General features: G+C 45.7%; 12 protein-coding genes. 5 read left to right on the top strand and 7 right to left on the bottom strand.

The genetic code is table 11. The annotated features are described in order from the left end of the window. The first annotated feature begins 234 nt into the window (after positions 1 to 234). Together QUB30_RS14370 and QUB30_RS14375 are read left to right on the top strand one after the other, a co-directional pair. Entirely contained in the window at positions 235 to 990 is a 756-nt protein-coding gene (locus QUB30_RS14370) for a DUF2232 domain-containing protein (RefSeq protein WP_333334298.1), read from the top strand. A gap of 637 nt (positions 991 to 1,627) precedes the next feature. After that, complete coding sequence (locus tag QUB30_RS14375; RefSeq protein WP_333334300.1) at positions 1,628 to 3,583, top strand: hypothetical protein; 1,956 nt, start codon at positions 1,628 to 1,630, stop codon at positions 3,581 to 3,583. A gap of 7 nt (positions 3,584 to 3,590) precedes the next feature. Here the strand turns inward: QUB30_RS14375 and QUB30_RS14380 are convergent, their stop codons facing one another. From QUB30_RS14380 to QUB30_RS14390, 3 genes are all read right to left on the bottom strand, one after another. Continuing rightward, positions 3,591 to 4,031 carry a methyltransferase domain-containing protein gene (locus QUB30_RS14380; protein WP_333334302.1) on the bottom strand — a complete coding sequence of 147 codons (441 nt, stop codon included), beginning with the start codon at positions 4,029 to 4,031 and terminating at the stop codon, positions 3,591 to 3,593. Between the two features lie 57 nt (positions 4,032 to 4,088). Further along, complete coding sequence (locus tag QUB30_RS14385; RefSeq protein ID WP_333334304.1) at positions 4,089 to 4,262, bottom strand: hypothetical protein; 174 nt, start codon at positions 4,260 to 4,262, stop codon at positions 4,089 to 4,091. A gap of 129 nt (positions 4,263 to 4,391) precedes the next feature. Continuing rightward, a complete protein-coding gene (locus tag QUB30_RS14390) occupies positions 4,392 to 5,648 on the bottom strand; it encodes a glycosyltransferase family 2 protein (RefSeq protein WP_333334306.1) in 1,257 nt (418 codons plus the stop codon). A gap of 82 nt (positions 5,649 to 5,730) precedes the next feature. Between QUB30_RS14390 and QUB30_RS14395 the strand changes: the two genes are divergently transcribed. After that, complete coding sequence (locus QUB30_RS14395; RefSeq protein ID WP_333334308.1) at positions 5,731 to 6,123, top strand: transporter; 393 nt, start codon at positions 5,731 to 5,733, stop codon at positions 6,121 to 6,123. Between the two features lie 871 nt (positions 6,124 to 6,994). Then, positions 6,995 to 8,101 (top strand): nicotinate mononucleotide-dependent phosphoribosyltransferase CobT, encoded by a 1,107-nt coding sequence (cobT, locus tag QUB30_RS14400; RefSeq protein WP_333334310.1) that lies wholly within the window; start codon positions 6,995 to 6,997, stop codon positions 8,099 to 8,101. Positions 8,102 to 8,488: 387 nt separating this feature from the next. Here cobT and QUB30_RS14405 read toward each other — a convergent pair whose 3' ends face one another. Further along, the gene (locus tag QUB30_RS14405; protein ID WP_333334312.1) at positions 8,489 to 8,887 is read right to left on the bottom strand and encodes a hypothetical protein; all 399 of its coding nucleotides are present in this window, start codon (positions 8,885 to 8,887) and stop codon (positions 8,489 to 8,491) included. Positions 8,888 to 9,788: 901 nt separating this feature from the next. On the opposite strand from QUB30_RS14405, the gene QUB30_RS14410 reads away from it, so the two are divergent. After that, a complete protein-coding gene (locus tag QUB30_RS14410) occupies positions 9,789 to 10,967 on the top strand; it encodes an extracellular solute-binding protein (protein WP_333334314.1) in 1,179 nt (392 codons plus the stop codon). A gap of 67 nt (positions 10,968 to 11,034) precedes the next feature. On the opposite strand, the gene QUB30_RS14415 is transcribed toward QUB30_RS14410, so the two are convergent. The 3 genes from QUB30_RS14415 to QUB30_RS14425 form a co-directional block, all read right to left on the bottom strand. Beyond that, positions 11,035 to 11,592 (bottom strand): hypothetical protein, encoded by a 558-nt coding sequence (locus tag QUB30_RS14415; RefSeq protein ID WP_333334316.1) that lies wholly within the window; start codon positions 11,590 to 11,592, stop codon positions 11,035 to 11,037. A 273-nt stretch (positions 11,593 to 11,865) separates the two neighbouring features. Further along, complete coding sequence (locus tag QUB30_RS14420; protein ID WP_333334318.1) at positions 11,866 to 15,084, bottom strand: PAS domain-containing protein; 3,219 nt, start codon at positions 15,082 to 15,084, stop codon at positions 11,866 to 11,868. 651 nt (positions 15,085 to 15,735) lie between these two features. Beyond that, positions 15,736 to 16,866, bottom strand: a complete 1,131-nt coding sequence (locus QUB30_RS14425; RefSeq protein ID WP_333334320.1) for an aldo/keto reductase — start codon at positions 16,864 to 16,866, stop codon at positions 15,736 to 15,738.

Here is a 16,866-nt window from a genome sequence, read left to right on the forward strand (position 1 = left end):
TCCATCTAAAATAAGACTTGCGTTCGTGCCAAAACCCGGTTTCTGCGAGCAAAAAGATTAAATTTGGCAGCGAGGCATCCAAACTGTGAAACGGGGAATCGGGCGTATCGGGCGCAAGTCCCGTAAAATCTAAAATCTAAAATCTAAAATCGGAAAATGGGAAAATCGGGAATCAGCCGTATAGCCCGCAAGTTCCGTAAAATCTAAAATCTAAAATCTAAAATCTAAAATCGGATGAGTGATTTTTTGTCAGCAGATGCTGCATCTAATTCGGGCAGTTCACCCAGTACAAATAACGAGCAGCAAACCGCTGATATTTCCGCAATGGCGGGCGATCGCCCAAATCCCGATCCGGGAACGGGCGCCTCTGGGGAAGCGCCTTTGAGGCTCGTAGAAACGGCATTTTTGGCAAGTACCGCTAGCTTGATTTGGCTGGTAAATTATTACTTTCCGCTGGGGCCTTTGCTGCGGGTTTTTTTCCCGATACCCATCGCCCTGGTTTACCTGCGCTGGGGGAACCGCGCTTCTTGGATGGCAGCTTTAGTTTCGGGTTTGCTGCTTTCGGTACTCATGGGCCCGACGCGCAGCATTTTATATGTAATTCCTTTTGGAATTATGGGAGTTTTGCTGGGAGGACTTTGGCGGCGCAAAGCGAGTTGGTCTGTTTCTATTAGTTTGGGCGCGCTAATTGGCACTCTTGGCTTCTTTTTTAAGTTTTGGCTGCTATCAGCTTTGGTGGGTCAAGATTTGTGGGTTTACGTAACCGCCCAGGTAACAGAGATCGTGGAATGGGTGTTTGTGAAGCTGGGCTGGCTGAGTGTGCCGAGTTTGAACACAATTGGGGCGATCGCCGCCGGGATGATTTTGGTTAACAATATTGTCTATTTATTTGTAGTGCATTTAGTAGCTTTGTTGCTGTTAGATCGTTTGGGAAATCCGATTCCGCGCCCGCCCAACTGGGTGCAAGTTTTGATTGATTATGAGGAGTAATTATTAATCATTGTACCAATTAAATTGGTATAACTAATTATTTATACAGGAATCGCACTCCCACTTAAAATTTTGAATAGCACGTCCTGCGCGATAGTCTTTCACTTTATAAGCGCTCGATGTAAACTAAACTTGCGCGATCATCATACTGATACGGTTCTAATTGAATCCTGACCAACTTGTGAGCCAATATCGGGTCAATTAGTAGCGTTCGTATTTGGGCAGGCACACATATAGTGTGCCTGCGTAAGCCTTGAATCTTACCTATCATCATTCCAGGGCTGCTTACTCCTAGATTTTTCGTTTTTACCCTACTTTTTAAGACTGCTTCAATTTTAGCTTTTGTGCATACATCCCGTGAGCGCCCCTCTCTTCCCGAAAAGCCCTCTTTTCCCCAACCCCTTATTATTTCCAAAAGTGCGATCGCACTTCCCTCAATCATAAATTTCTCTCCGGTATCCAATCCGATCAATAGTAATCACCTTTAAATCATCCTTCAGCAACGAATACAAAAAACAATATATTGACAAAATTTACACAGTATTCTAAGATCGAAGACGGTTGATAACACACCGCCCCAACTTAACAACTCATCTCTCCACAAGTTAACAATTTAATATAATAGGCTTTGACAGCAATGATTCCATACGTAATATCATTCTTCTACGGTATTTGCCTGCTTTTATCCCTCATCGGTTGGGGGAAATTCCTCAACCACATTCTTTTTCCCAACCAGCGAACGGACTGGGGACAAAGAGCCGGTTGGGGTCTAGCCTTGAGCCTTATCATTGGCGGTGTATTAAACGCAACTTGGAATATCTCGCCACCCACAATTTTTATTTTTTTAGGTTTGGGACTCATTTATTGTCTAGTAGATTTGGTAAATCACAGACAATCAATCGCCAGCAATCTCTCACAGCTATTTCAAGAAAGTCGCAAAGATAAAATAATCTTAGCAGGCCTTGCCACAGTCAGTCTACTGATTTTAATCCAATACGCGGGATGGGTTTATACAGGCAGACTCAACTTTGCCAACATGGTGTATGCTGACGGGTTTAATACCAGCGATGACTACCACGCTTACTTAGTATTTCCCCACAAAATGCTGCAACTCGGTTCTATGGGCCTAGAGCCTTTTAGCGAAAGAAGAATAGTATCTTTTGGGGGACAGTCATTTCTCCATACTTTCATTGTCAGCGTACTTTCCGACACTAATTTAAACATCATAGACCCTGGTTTGGCGCTGATAATTACGCTAGGGCTAATTATCGGATTTTTCAAAGAAAATCAAGCCTCGACTAGACGAGTAATATTTACAATTTTATTTGTATTATTGATTGCTGTCCCCAAGGCAAACACTACAAGTATGATGTTGCCAGTACCTTTATTTTTAAGTTTGTTTAGAACCCTTGACAGCAAAGAAATAAACCGCAACTATTGGGTTTTCAATGCTTGTATTATCGCTTTAATCTCCGCCGCAATTTGTACTTTAAAATCTTCTCTAATTCCTGCCTCGGCTATTGTATTTGCAGTTAGCTACCTTTGCTATTTTCTTAGCTCAAATACAAAACTAAAAGTTTTATGGGAATTCGGGCTGGCGACAGTATTAGTAGGAATATTTCTCCTACCTTGGATGATTTCTTTGTATCAATCTTCAGGTACTTTATTGTATCCTCTTTTGGGAAAAGGCTATCACGCATCCGCCTACGGCATTACTTTCAAATCAGGTTCGACACTCTTGGCGACTGTTAAAACAGCCCTCGCAGCATTCAGAGGTATTTACGTTTTTATACTGATATTGCTCGGCTGCTTGAGCTTAAGTATCCGACCTCTGAAATTTGCTAATTTACCCGCAGAATCCTCGTTCTCGAACCGCCAAGCACCTTTATCTATGACAGTTGCAGCGCTAGTGGCAACTGTTGTTGTAGGCGTACTTACTGAAAATGCCGACCCTTTTCGTTATTCATTCTCTCACTTATTTCCAGCAATTATCATATTAATTATGATCGCCATGACGGATACAGGAGGGTTAAATAAAAACGGGATTCCTAACTTTTTTATTGCCGCTGTATTTTGTGCAGGTCTTACAATCAGCTACGATTGGGATATAACTAAAAATACTTATTCAGCGTATGTGAAAAATATTAAATTTGGACTAACGAATCCATCTTTAGTTTCAGCTAAGCAAAAGTTGCAGTATGCAGCGCTGCAACAGTCTATTCCACAGGGAGAAACAGTCTTAACGAGGCTAGATGCACCTTTTATCCTCGATTTTAAACGCAATCAAATTTTCCTCGCTGACTGGCCAGGAGGAGCGAGTTTGCCTCCCGGAATGCCTGTATTCAAAGGCCCTGAAGCTTTAGCAAATTATTTAGTTTCAAAATCTATTGGATACATAGCTTATTCGTCTTGGAGTCTCAATCATCCGGCAGATGTAGATACTTCAGAACCTGGATTGTCATCTTGGTTTCGACTGCAATCACAACTCTCTCACGACTTTCGCGATAACGTGCAGCAACTTGCAAAAACTCGAAAAAAGCTCTATGAAGACGGAGAAAATTTTGTGCTGGATTTGGGAGTTCAGCGTAAGTAGCAACTATTTAGATGACATAAAAAAGGAGATTAAATATCAAACCCAGCAGCCGGAAATGTCTGGTAGAAACTTCAGCATCTGTTGGTAGCATCTTTAATACCTCTTTTTCGGATAGAAGGTTGAGATTTTCCTCTTGGGCGAAAAAGTGTTGACCGAGCAAATTCAGCAAAGCTCGAAACCAGGAGGGGGGCAGCCAATATATTAGGGGAACAGCAGTGTGGAATTCTACGGGATACCAGCGGTTGGGAGTTGTGATGCAGCAAGTTGTACCGACGCGGCAAAGTTCCATAACAACAGCTTTTTGCTGAACCCGACTGCCAACGTGTTCGATGACGGCAAAACTCACGGCTAAATCAAAGCTTTTGTGGGGAAATGGCAAGGCTAAACCGTCAGAACGGACATATTTTAAACCGGGATATTCTTGCTCTAAAAACGAAGCATCTTCCATACCGACTGCGGTGATTTTGTCCTTATGCGGATAAAGTTTCTCAAAGAAATTGCAGTCTTAGCGGCGGTCGGAAGTTACTCCTACATCCAACACGGTTGTGCGGGCGCTGGGATTGGCTAATGCCATGAGCAAATCGAACATTTTTTGGCGGGCGTACCAAGATAGTTTAGTTCCGAAACCGCCTAGCTTGGGGCCCACATATTTGCTGGAGTTGTTTTCAGCTACTGTCATATAATTTTAGGTTTTAGATGAACTGACAACCTGCTTGAAGCCAGATTGTTCGCGACCGATTTAACACAGCATTTGGAACTTTAAATCATCTCTGCGGAAATGTGTAACAAAACTTTACTGTTAATTGTTTTACCTGCGCTTCAAGCTCAGCACGCTGAGAAAAAAGCTGGACAGAACCATCTGCAAACCGACAGTCAGGCAAGTGAGCGAGGGAATAACCAAACGCAGAGTTTTAGAAGGGTCGAGAGAACCGAAAGCTGTTTCGCTCCAGATAGTTAATGACAAGAACGAGCCAACTATTCCGATTAAAATTAGCGTGACTCCGACAATCAATCCTGTCTCTAACGTGACATAGCGAAATATTTTATTGAGTTTCGGGTCTTCGGGAAGCAGTTTTTCACTGATGGCAAAAACTTTGGTGAAAAAAGCGAAAGTTACTGCTTGAAAACCGATGATAATTGCGATCGCAGCATACAGCAGCGTATGCACGTCAAAGCTGATACTCCCAATCTTTTGAGTACCGGGCAACAGCCAAATGCCCACTATTAGACCCACAATCATCAGGAAAACACCCGGGTACAAGAACAGCCATCGGGGACTGTAAAGCAACAGAAATCGCAAGTGCCGCCAGCCATCTCGCCAAGTTCGCAGGTGCGGCGGACGGCTGCGGCCATCGGGAGAGAGTACGGTTGGAACTTCTGTGATTCGCAACTTGTACAGAGAGGCTTTAACGACCATTTCGCTGGCAAATTCCATCCCCGTTGTTTGCAAGTCGAGTTTCAAAATAGAGTCTCTCCTGAAACCCCGCAATCCGCAGTGAAAGTCGCCTGCGGGACTGGAGAAGAATAACTGCCCCACCCAAGTAAGTACCGGATTTCCTAAGTATTTGTGCAGTGGTGGCATTGCCCCCGGTTTGATGCCCCCTTGAAAGCGGTTTCCCATCACTAAATCGCACCCTCCCCGCAATTTTTCGACAAAGGCGCAGAGGTTAGAAAAGTCGTAGCTGTCATCGGCATCGCCCATAATGATATAGACTCCGCGCGCCGCGATTATGCCACCCATCAGGGCGCTACCGTAGCCCTTGGCTGCGACAGGTACGACTCTGGCTCCCATTCTCGTAGCGATATCTTGAGAACCGTCAGTGCTGCCGTTGTCTGCTATGATGACCTCACCGGCAATATCAAGTTCGCGCAGCGATTTCAGCGCCTTCTCTATGCAGACTTCTAAAGTTTCTGCCTCGTTCAGGCAAGGCATGAGTATCGATAATTCGAGAGTGTATTCCCCGCTGGCGTTGGTCTCTTCTGCCATATGTTTGTTTGATTCTTGTTCGCGATCGACAATACTTGCATTTCCAGTATGTATGTTTAAAATATGGGTGGCGAACAAAACTCAATAAAACTTAATCAAAGCTGTTTAGGAGAGTTTTTTGCGGGCAATTCTCAAGCTGTAGTATTATGTTGGTGAACTCATGAATAGAGGCGTTTTTCTAGTTTTGCTTGCTGCCATTTTGTGCAGCGTCCTGGGTCAATTTACTCTGAAGGCGGGAGCTAAAATTTTAGGGCCAATCGGCGCTGCTAATTTAGTAGAAAAAGTTATAGCAATGGCTACTCAGCCTTTGATAATAGCAGGTCTTTCTCTGTACGCAATTTCTTCGATTGGTTTTATCGTAGTTTTGTCCCGCGCTAACATTAGCATAGTTTCGCCTTTATTGTCAATCAGTTACCTGTTTACTGTTTTGGGCGGGAAAATTGTATTTAACGAGCCGTTGCCGCCGCTGCGATTGGTAGGTGTGGCGCTAATTATGACGGGAGTAATTTTTGTACTCAGAGGTCAAGCAGGGGGTGCGGCTGGGGGCAGTTAGCGATCGCTTTTGACATGGATTGACCCTTAAGTGCGGAATTGATAACTTAAGTCAAATGGTGCTTCTAAGTGTTCTGTTATTAGATAGATTCAACAACCTCGAACTTGTGGGCGAATCTTTTGAAAAATATAGAAAATGCAACTCTCGCTCGTATTTGTGCCTGCGTAAATCCTGTCCATACTAATTCACACAATATTGGCTCACAAGTTGGTCAAGATTCAATTAGAACCGTCGTATATAGCAATCCTTGCAGGAGTCGTAAATTTTTTACCCCACCCCAACCCTCCCCTTAGCAAGCGGAGGGAGTAAGAATTTCACAAATGATGCGAGGATTGCTATAAGTACGATCGCGATCTCTTGACATAGATCGCAATCGGCGAGTGAAAGACGATCGCGCCTGCGTCACCCAGAAAAATTTTAAGTGCGAGACCGATTGCGGTTAAAATAATTAGTTAACTATCCAGGCAAATATGTAAGTATGTCATTTAACCAGGTAGATTATTGCGAATATTTAGGCTTGTCGTCAACCAAACTACAGATTAACTCATTTCTATCAATTTTACATCAAGTTGCATAGAATAAAGGTACTTTTTAAAGGACATCCTGATGACACGCCAAATTGTTAGGACGATCGCCCCCAGTGCAGAGAGCTTGGATCGACAACTAAAAACCAGTCGCACCTAAGCTTTAAGGAACGGTTGCAAATGTTGTGGGGGGTTCAGAAACAGGACAAATCATATCAAGTCCGGTAGCACCGGAGTTGAGATAAGCGGTAACGGGTAACGGGCAAACCAATAACTAAAAACCAATAACCAATAACTAAGAACTAACCAATAACCAATAATCAATGACTAATGACTACTGACTAATTATGATTCATATTTATACAGAACTCGAACAGAGTCAGCGGTGGCTCGATCGCTATCGGGGACGAAAACCGATATTTGCCTGCGTGTTAGGATTTACCGCTACTGGCTTAATTCCGGGGATTTCAGCAGCAGGAGCAACCCCGCACGATCGACAATTTACTTGTTTGGCCGATGCAGAATTTTTGTATAACGGCCCCCAACCGTCGCCCCAATATCCTTTGCCGCCCCTAGAAGCGGGTGCCTCGCCGGTACTGATATCTCGCGCTGTAGTCGAAGCTTTGGAACTTCCCCTTTACCTATTTAATGCTGGTTTGCCCCTCCCACCTCCGGTACCTGCAATTGATTTGGGCGGCACTCCGGCAAAATGTCTGATTTCTGGGAATGCTTTAGAACTCGAAACAGTCAAACATTTGCTCGAACAAGGATTAATTTGGGGAGCTAAATTGGCTGCTCAAACTAATGGCAGCTATTTAATCTTAGGGGAGTGCGTAGTTGGGGGAACGACTACTGCTTTGGGCGTGTTAATGGGTTTGGGTATTGCAGCGGCGGGCAAAGTTAACAGTTCTCATCCTCGCTGCAATCACGCTCAAAAATTGGCTGCGGTGACAGCGGGACTCAATCATGCTGAGTGGGAAATTGGCGGAGAAAACAGCACTCCCCTGGAATTGGTGGCGGCGGTGGGCGATCCGATGCAAATAGCGGTGGCGGCAATGGCGATCGCCGCCAGTCGGACTTGCGGGGTACTCCTGGCCGGGGGCACGCAAATGCTGGCAGTGTACGCTTTGATCCAAGCATTAGCCCGTGAATATGCTCTGGTATGGCGTCCCGAACAAGTCACTGTGGGGACTACGCGCTGGGTGGCCGAAGACCCTACAGGAGACACTGTAGGACTCGCTAATGATATCGGCGGTGTGCCTCTGTTGGCCGCGCAGCTAAGTTTTGCTGGATCTCGCTACGGGCAACTGCAAGCTTACGATCGCGGCTATGTTAAGGAAGGTGTGGGTGCGGGAGCGTGTGCGATCGCCAGTGGTTTGGCTGCAAATTGGACTCCTACTCAACTCCTCCAAGCTGTTGAAGCTTTAGCCTCGCGGTGTGAAATTAAACATTAGAAACTCCTGGATGCAAACAACCCGGTTTTTACTCAAAATATTGGGTTTTGCAGCGAGGAATACACTCAAAAACCCGGTTTTTAGTTTTTTGTGCTGCCAGGACTCTGAGGAATTAAACATTAAAAATTAAGATGCGCCGCTCGACCTGCGAAGCTGGTTGTGCTGCTGAACCAGCTTCGTTTTAGCTGAATAATTATATCATTTTCTGTAGCATTTATGCTGTCAGATTTACATAATTTTCTACAGAATATCTCGCTTTAATGCAGTATTCTCCCTGCTAACTTCGCGAGAGAAAAAATCTGTGCAATGACTCTATAAGTAGACGAGCAGAAATCAACGCAACTCGTATCTTTTCTGGGATTAATGCCCCATCGCCTCTCGTAATATTTAATTAGACCCACCTACCTGTTGCGAGTGCATTCTTTTGGAGAGCAACTGTTCTTCCAAGGCGGCAATTCGATTGTAAGCCGCTGTTAGCTGAGCGGTGAGGCGCTGGATTTGAATCTCTGCGCTCAGCTCTTTTTCCAGATTTTGAGAATTCTTGTCGAAGTAGCTGTCATCTAACAGTATGTCCTTGTGTTCGAGGAGGCCGTCGAGACGGCTGTAGCTTTGATAGGACGAGGTTTTGTCATTTCCTACCGTTCCAGAGCAGTCGTTTCTCTGCTGCTGCGTCAGCTTTGTCTCCTGGGCGGACTCCAATAACTTTTCATTGAGATTTTCTATGAGTTTGTAGAGGGCATCTACTTGTTGGCTCAATACTGTAACTTGGTGGCGGAGCGCTTCCATAAAATCATCCTTTGAATCGTAACTTATCTATTTACATATTAGGGAAATCTTTATAGAACGCGGACTTATCACTGAATTATTTAATTTTTGACGTAATTGTTGTGTTCCCAATCCTGACGGTAAATTTAGGCACTCAGGTAGAGGAGAATCAATCGACATTCGTGAGTGGATTTGAGATTTGAGATTTTTGATACTCGTGGACGCAAAAACCAAAATTTTTAACCCCCATACTTCGTTCAAACCTTCAATCAGAGTTAAAAAATCCGGTTTCTGAGAGTCGGAGTGCGGAGGCTCCTGTTAGATTGACTTCGCTCTCGCTACCAGTGCTTTCAGGATTCAGATGAGTGGATTTTTAGTTATTAAGCTGTCGCGGATTTAAAAAGGATTTTTCACTTCGGTTGTGTAAAAAGCGTCATCTAGCGGCAGAGGACAACGCTCTCCTTGTTTCGTTATATTAATAAATGTAACACAGATACAGTCGATCGCCAACCCGGGCGAGCAAAATTGGCTCAAACTCATATGTTGCACCATTCTCGCTTAACAGGCTTTCGGGCCTGTTCCACAACAAGTGCTTTTGATTGTGGGGCGGGCAGGAGAGCTCGCCCATAGAAGGCTTGTCGAGAATGGTGCTCTTCGGTGAGGTCAAAAGAACTTTTCGGGAAGAAATCAGGCGTTAAGTTGACGCAGTTGTCGGCATCCGAAAGCTCGATCGACAAGGTAGAGGGTAAAATCAGGGCAAGAGCAAAACAGACTCAGAGGGCAGCAGAACCGAGTACAATGGCTCTGTGTTTGAAAAATAAATAAGACAAATCTGCGCCAACTACCGGACTCGACAAACAATTATTTCCCGGGTGGCAGAACACAAAACGATGGGTCAATACTTAGAAAAGCGGATTCACAGGTGAAACGAAGGTCTTTGCTATTAGGGGCCGCCACCCTAACTTTAAGTCAATTGGCGGCAGGGTGCGACTCGAAGTCCATTCTCACAATTCGATCGCTCAAAAACGGTATTCCGGCCCAACTGGTAAGCAAATTTAGCCGCGACGTACAACAGTCTCCGCTTTTGCAGGTAACGCAAGAAGGACAATTAAAAGAATTATTCGCCCTGTTGCAGGAGTGGAAACAGGTTCCCCAATCAAAAAATCAAGCGAACTTGGTGATGTTGGGAGATTACTGGCTGACTTTGGCAATTAGGCAAAAATTGATTCAGCCGATCGATCCTGCTAAGTTGGCTAATTGGGCACAATTGCCCGAAAGGTGGCGAAATTTGGTAACGCGAAACGATGAGGGTTTCTTAGATGCCAGAGAAAACGTTTGGGGTGTACCTTACCGCTGGGGAAGTACGGTAATTGCCTATCGAACCGACAAATTTAAGGCTTTGGGGTGGACTCCGACAGATTGGAAAGACTTGTGGCGATCGGAATTGCGCGATCGAATTTCTCTGCCAGACAGTGCCAGAGAAGTTATCGGTTTAACCTTAAAAAAACTTGGAAAATCTTACAATACGCAGCAATTAGATCGAGTTCCAAATCTTAAAAAAGAACTCGCAAATTTGCACCAACAAGTTAAACTTTATAGTTCTGACGCTTACCTGCAACCATTAATTTTAGGCGATACTTGGTTGGCAGTAGGTTCCTCTGGGGACTTGCTGCCGCTGCTGCAAACTGAAAAGGATATTGCTTTAGTAATTCCGGTTTCCGGAACTGCACTTTGGACGGATTTGTGGGTACAACCGGCATCGGTAAAGCCAGTTCCGTTAAAGAAAAACTGGATGGATTTTTGGAGGAATTTTGACTTTTGGAAGCCAGTTCCGTTAGACAAAAAATGGATAGATTTGTGGATGGATTTTTGCTTGCAGCCTCAGATAGCGCCTCAATTATCTTTGCTGACTAAGGCTAGTTCGCCGATAATTTTCGGCATGAAACCCGAGGATTTGCCGGAAGCTGTTCGCACTAATTCTGTGTTGTTGCCGGATGCTAAGATTCTTGCTGCTAGCGACTTTCTGCTGCCGTTTGGGGATGCGGGGATTGCACAATATCGATCGCTCTGGCAAGAAACTAGGCAAGTAGTGAGAAGTTAAAATTTAGAGTGCGTCAGCTCTTGATTTATCGATTATCCAGAAAATAACTCGCTGCTGAGGCACCCTACTAAAATTCCTTCAACCTTCCTCGAAGACGCGGGTTTGAGAGAGATTCTAAATCAATGCGACAGAAGCGCCGATCGCCCTTGCACGAATAAACTGCCAAAGCTGCGCCTTGACGGTTGCAAACTCGCAGATTGTAACCGTATTCGCTGGCGACAGTGCCAAAGCGGTTGACAAACTGATAGCGTTCCATATAATCGAGCAAACTCCAAAGTTGGCGGTTAACTATGATAATTACCCAAGTATTGCCGGGATCGACAAACCAGCGATCGAGCAATTTTCCGCCAAACTGTTTTTGAGCTAACCACAGACTCGGCACGCTTTTTTCGGTTTGCGAAAGCGGGGGCGACGGCAAATTAGCAGCGCTGCCAGTCGGGCAGACCGGCTGCTGGGAAAAGGCCGCAGATTGTCCCCACAGCAAGGCTCCGAGGCACGCAGAACAGGCGATCGGGAACAAAAATAAACTTTTTGTCAAAATGCCGTGTTTGGGGCGAGAAACTTGATTTTGGTGGTGCTTTTTGTGGTAATTCATCATATTATTAGACAAGATTGCATAAATCATTCATTGATACAGAAACCGCAGATGTAAGGCAGATAAACACGGATAGACGCAGATAATTTTAAATTACTCGTTAGTAGGCTGGAGCCTAGTAACGCAGATCCGGAGGCTCTGCCTCCATGTTTCCAAGCGAGGCAGAGCCTCTAGATTTAGGTTCCCAGGCTCCAGCGTGGGAACCAGTTAATTTTATTATTCTTCAGTCTGCGGAGGCGGACATTGTTTGTATAGTAGCGGTTGAAACCGCCGACTCTTCTTGCTCTTATTTCTGCAAAATTATTAAAATTCCGATCGCCTAAACAATGAAGCAGGCAGACAAGCAGTAAAAGTAGAACCGCAATTTAACTCGCTAGAAACTTCAATATCGCCGCCCATCATCTGACAAAAACGCTGGCTGATAGTCAGTCCCAAACCAGTACCGCCGTACTTGCGAGTAGTTGAATTGTCGGCTTGAGTGAAAGGTTGGAACAGTCGCTCTTGCTGCTCTGGTGTCATGCCGATGCCCGTGTCGGTCACTCGGAAAACTAAAAAATCTGCATCCAAAATTAACATTTGAGGAACTGTCGGTTGATATTTATTTTTTAATTCTTCACTGGTAATTCTTTCGACAGTAAGCACGATCGTCCCATTAGCCGAAAATTTAGCAGCATTGCTGAGCAAATTCAGAATTACCTGCCGCACTTTCATCAAATCGGCGTGCATAGCGCCGATATTGTCAGAACTCAATACTTGCAAAGTATTGCCGTTTTTATCCATTAGCGGTTTGATGGTTGTTACCACCTCCTCGATTAAGCCGCCGACATCGAAGCTTTCGAGGTAAATCTCCATCTTGTCAGCTTCAATTTTGGAAATGTCGAGAATGTCGTCAATTAGCCGCAGCAAGTGTTTGCCAGCAGTGCGAATTTTGTCTAAATCCGAGACTGCCTCTAAATTGCCTAACTCTTCGGCATCTTCCACCAACATATCGCTGTAGCCGATAATCGCGTTCAGGGGAGTACGCAACTCGTGGCTCATGTTTGCCAGAAAAGCACTCTTGGCGCGGTTGGCGAGTTCTGCTGCTTCTTTGGCCAACTGCCATGCTTCCTCAGCGTCTTTGCGTTCGGTGATATCCCGCAGCGTCGCCACCACCGCTTCGACGCTGCCGTCTGTCGCACAAACCGGGCTGAGAATGTACTCGTAGTCGCGGGTTCCCCAGCTTGCCGTGGGAACGATTACTTCGCCTTTCACGGGCTCGGCTGTGGCAAATATGCCGTCGCATTCTTGGTGAACCCGGTGCATAATTTTTGCCGGCCAGCCTAATTCCTGCCAGGTTTTGCCAATCATTTCTCTGGGGTTCATGCCGGCAGCTTGAGCGGCGGTGCGGCTGACGTAAGTGTACCTTCCCGATCGATCTACTAGAAAAATTAGGTCAAGAGAAGCGCCGAGAATGCCGTCAACTGTTCTGGCGTGTCGGGCTACCTGGGCGGTCATTTGTCTGACGGCGATCGCGCCGCGGACTTTGGCGGCGAGTTCAAACTGCAAAAGTTCGTTGGCTTGTTGGAGGAATAGGGTGCGCTGTTCGACTTCTATTTCTAGTTCTGCTTTGGCTTTTTCTAGGGTGAGTTCGGCAAGTTTACGATCGCTCACATCTGTAGAAATTGTACCGACTGCATAAGCTTTACCTTCGGAGTTGCAGAGGGGAAATTTCAGAGAAATATAAGTGTGCGGGCCGTCGTCTTGAGGGATGATTTCTTCGATGGTTAGGGGCGAGGAGGATTCGAGAACTTTCAGGTCATTTTCTCGCAAGGCTGCTGCTTTGTCTGAGGGAAAAATATCGCCGTCGGTTTTACCTGTTATTTGCTCTTTTGCGATGTCAAACAAATTGTCAAAATGGCGGTTGGTGAGCAGGTATTTTCCGTCAACATCTTTGATGTAAATCACTGCTGTTGAGTTGTCTAAAATCGCTTGCAGCAGTGCTTCGCTCTTTCGCAGGGCTTTTTGAGTGTTTTGGCGATCGAGTATTTCTGGCTGCAATTCCAAGTTGAGGCGATTTAAGTCTTGCCAAGCTTCCTGGACTTGATTTAAGGCGATCGCGCTTTTTTCTAGTTGTGTATTTGCCTGCCGCGACTGATTGGAGACGGAGTTGGCGGGCAATTCTAGGGGTTGGAAAGTTAGCGGGATGTGGGGATTTGCGATCCGGCCATCGCCCGCAGTTTTTTTATATCGAAAATCGACCGCTAATTTACCGTTTAAACTGGATTTATTGGGAAATAAATCGGGAAATTCGCCGAAATTTAAATTGTCATAAATTAGATCTAGATCCAAATTCCGGGATCGCTGCTGCGGTTCGGCGGTGGAGTTAAATGCCCAGTTCCCATCTGCTGTTGATAAATTTGAGTTACCGGGTTTGGCAATCCGGCGGGTGACGGCAACTGCCAAGGCGAAGGGGACAACGGCAGCAGCAGACAGTGCCAGCAGCCAGTTGTTGCCCCACCAGGTTTCGATCGAGGTTTTGGGGATGCCCCGCACTAAAATTGCTGCGGGTTTTCCGGCTAAATTATTCAGGGATTGGGCAGCTACTGTATAAGTTTGACTGCCTGTTTGTACGTCGGCCGCGACTGGTTTGCCGGCGGAGAATGCAGATTTCAGCAGCGATTTGTCTGCCAGCAAGTCTGGTAACTGTTGGTTTTTTGTAACTGCTTGCGAACTTGCCAAGACAAATTTGCCGTCAGCCAGCCGTGCGTAGATAGCGCGATATCCGCCGCCCTGTAAATTGAGCGTTTCGCTGCTAGCAACTGCTGGCATTGGGTTGAGAATTTTTCCTAACACTAAGGCAGCAATCACTGTCTGAGTTTTTGGATCTTTTACGGGAATTGCTGCGTAGCGGACGAGCACAGGGCGATCGCCCTTTCCGGGCGGCAAAGATCCCAATTGTTTCTGAACTTCTGATTTGGCAATGATTTCGGTAGCCGTAATTGACTCTTTTGCAGCGAATACTCGATCGGCTATTTTTTGCAGGTTAAAACTTTTTGCCTTCTGGTTGGGGTTGACGCTAACAACTATCTGCCGATTTTTTCCTACTAAAGCCGCACTGTCTATTTCCCCTGTTTTGACTTGATTTTCCAGAATTTTCTTGACAGATTTTCGCAAATCTGATATTTTTTTACCGCTGTTGTAAGCTAAAGCTGTTTGGGCGATCGTTTTGCTGTTAGAGGAGTTTTGCAAACGGTCGGCGGCGCGATCGAGTTTGAGATTGTAGTTAATTTCACTAAGGCTCAGTTCTGATTTAGCTTGATTTTGCAGTTCGTTGCTTCCAATTGCCGATGTTAGCCAAAGTGCTGCTCCCGTTAGTCCGACTGGCAAGATTGTTTGTAACGCCAGCAGTCCAATTAACTGTTTTCTGGTGACGGACAAGTTGTAAGTGGACGGCTTGAAAGCTGTTTTAAATCTTTCGGAAGTCGCAACTTCAGTTGGCTGCCGACAATTTGCCTTGCTGTCGTTTAACTGAGTTTGAGCCATAGTAGTAGATGCTGAATCGGTTATAGATGACAGGCGATAAATAAATCTGGAAAACAATCAATCAATTTTAGATTTTAGATTTTAGATTTTAGATTTTAGACTTCGGCGTGAGGGCTCAGTCGAACGATTTTAGATTTTAGAGCGAGTTCGGTTAATCAATCTTCATAAAATTATTCGCTCTCACCGGACCAAACAAAGTAAGAAAATGACAGAGGTATTTTCCAAAAAATCAATTTCTCGCTGTTCGATCGGATTGTCTTATTTAGTTGTTTTTACATATACTGTCGGCTCCTATTTAAAGTTTGTTGGGAGCAGACAGGGGGCATTGGTGTCAACTTAAGACTAAAACCTTTTGTATCTCTCGTTTATATGCGAGTCTCGATCCCCCTAAATCCCCCTTAAGAAGGGGGACTTTGACGCTCTTGTCCCCCCCTTAAGAAGGGGGGCTAGGGGGGATCGGGAAGACTATGAACTCAAACAGTAGACCGGTATTACATAAGACGTTAAGTTGACACCAAGGCCCGCAGACAGTCGCCAGACTAAGTAATTTTTCGATCGACTCTATCGTAAATTTACTTAAACCAAAGTTTAGCGTAATTATTGCAAAACTTAGATAGGCTCGATCGACCTTTTCCCTGCTTCACCTTTTTTTCAATCCCACAACCGCCTGCCTGCTTTGCCACCCAGTCGCTGGTGAGTATCTTTGAGCAAGGTTGGGATGTCTAACTCTTCGGGACACCTGGGCAAACATTCGCCGCAATCGGTGCAGCGGTTGCCTTTGCTGCCGGGAAACCAGTGTCCGGCATTTTCAAACATGGCGTAGCGGTATTTGCCAAAGTCAGTCATGTCGCACCCGACGGCGAGATTGCGAAGCCGCAATACTTCGGGAATGTTGATGTTTTCCGGGCAAGGCAAACAGGCATAGCACTGGCTGCATTTGTCGGTTTTCAAACTGGCTGCAATAGCCGATTCTAGCCGATCGAACGCAGCGATTTCGGCGTTGGTGAGGGGAAAGTCGCGATCGCAATATTTCAGGGGTTGCTCTAATTCTGTCGGATTTGCTGCCCCCAAACTCAAAGTCCCAATCCTAGTATCGCTAAGTAAAAACCGATAGTTTAACTCTAAGGGCGAGAAAGGCGAGCACAATTGTGCGAGAGTTTCTGGGGGCGTGTAGAGTTGCCCTCCTTTGTCTGCCGGGGAAATGATGAAAACGCCCATATCTTTGTGATTGGCAAGTTCAATTGCCGGGGCGTTGCGCTGAAAAAAATAGTAGTAATGCAGATTGACAAATTCAAACAAATCTGTATTGATTGCAGCCAAAATCAGATCCAGAGGCCCGTGAGTCGAAAAGCCGACGTGCCGAATCCGGCGATCGGCCAGGGCTTTGCGTACAGCTTCCATGCAGCCTGTGGGCGATCGCACCCAAGCCAAATGTTCCCAAGTATTCAAACCGTGAATTGCCAGACAGTCGATACAGTCTAAATTCAGGCGTTTGAGGGATGCGTCGATGCAGCGTTCCATTGCTGCTGCATCCTCGGTTGGGGAAATTTTCGTGGTGACGTGGAGGCGCGATCGATCGACAGGCAACCCAGCCGAAAGGGCCGCGCCAAGATATTCCTCGCTGCAACCGTAACCTGCAGCCGTTTCCAGGTGATTGATTCCCTGAGAAACCGCCTGTTGTACAGTCTGACAGGCAGTTTCCTCAGAAGCCAAATAGCGCATGGTTCCCAAGGAAAATACAGACAGGTGCAACTCCGTTTTGCCAAACCGTCGATAGCGCAT

Origin of the sequence: Microcoleus sp. BROC3, from assembly GCF_036702515.1 — a bacterium.
In the GTDB taxonomy this organism is placed as follows: Bacteria; Cyanobacteriota; Cyanobacteriia; order Cyanobacteriales; family Microcoleaceae; genus Microcoleus.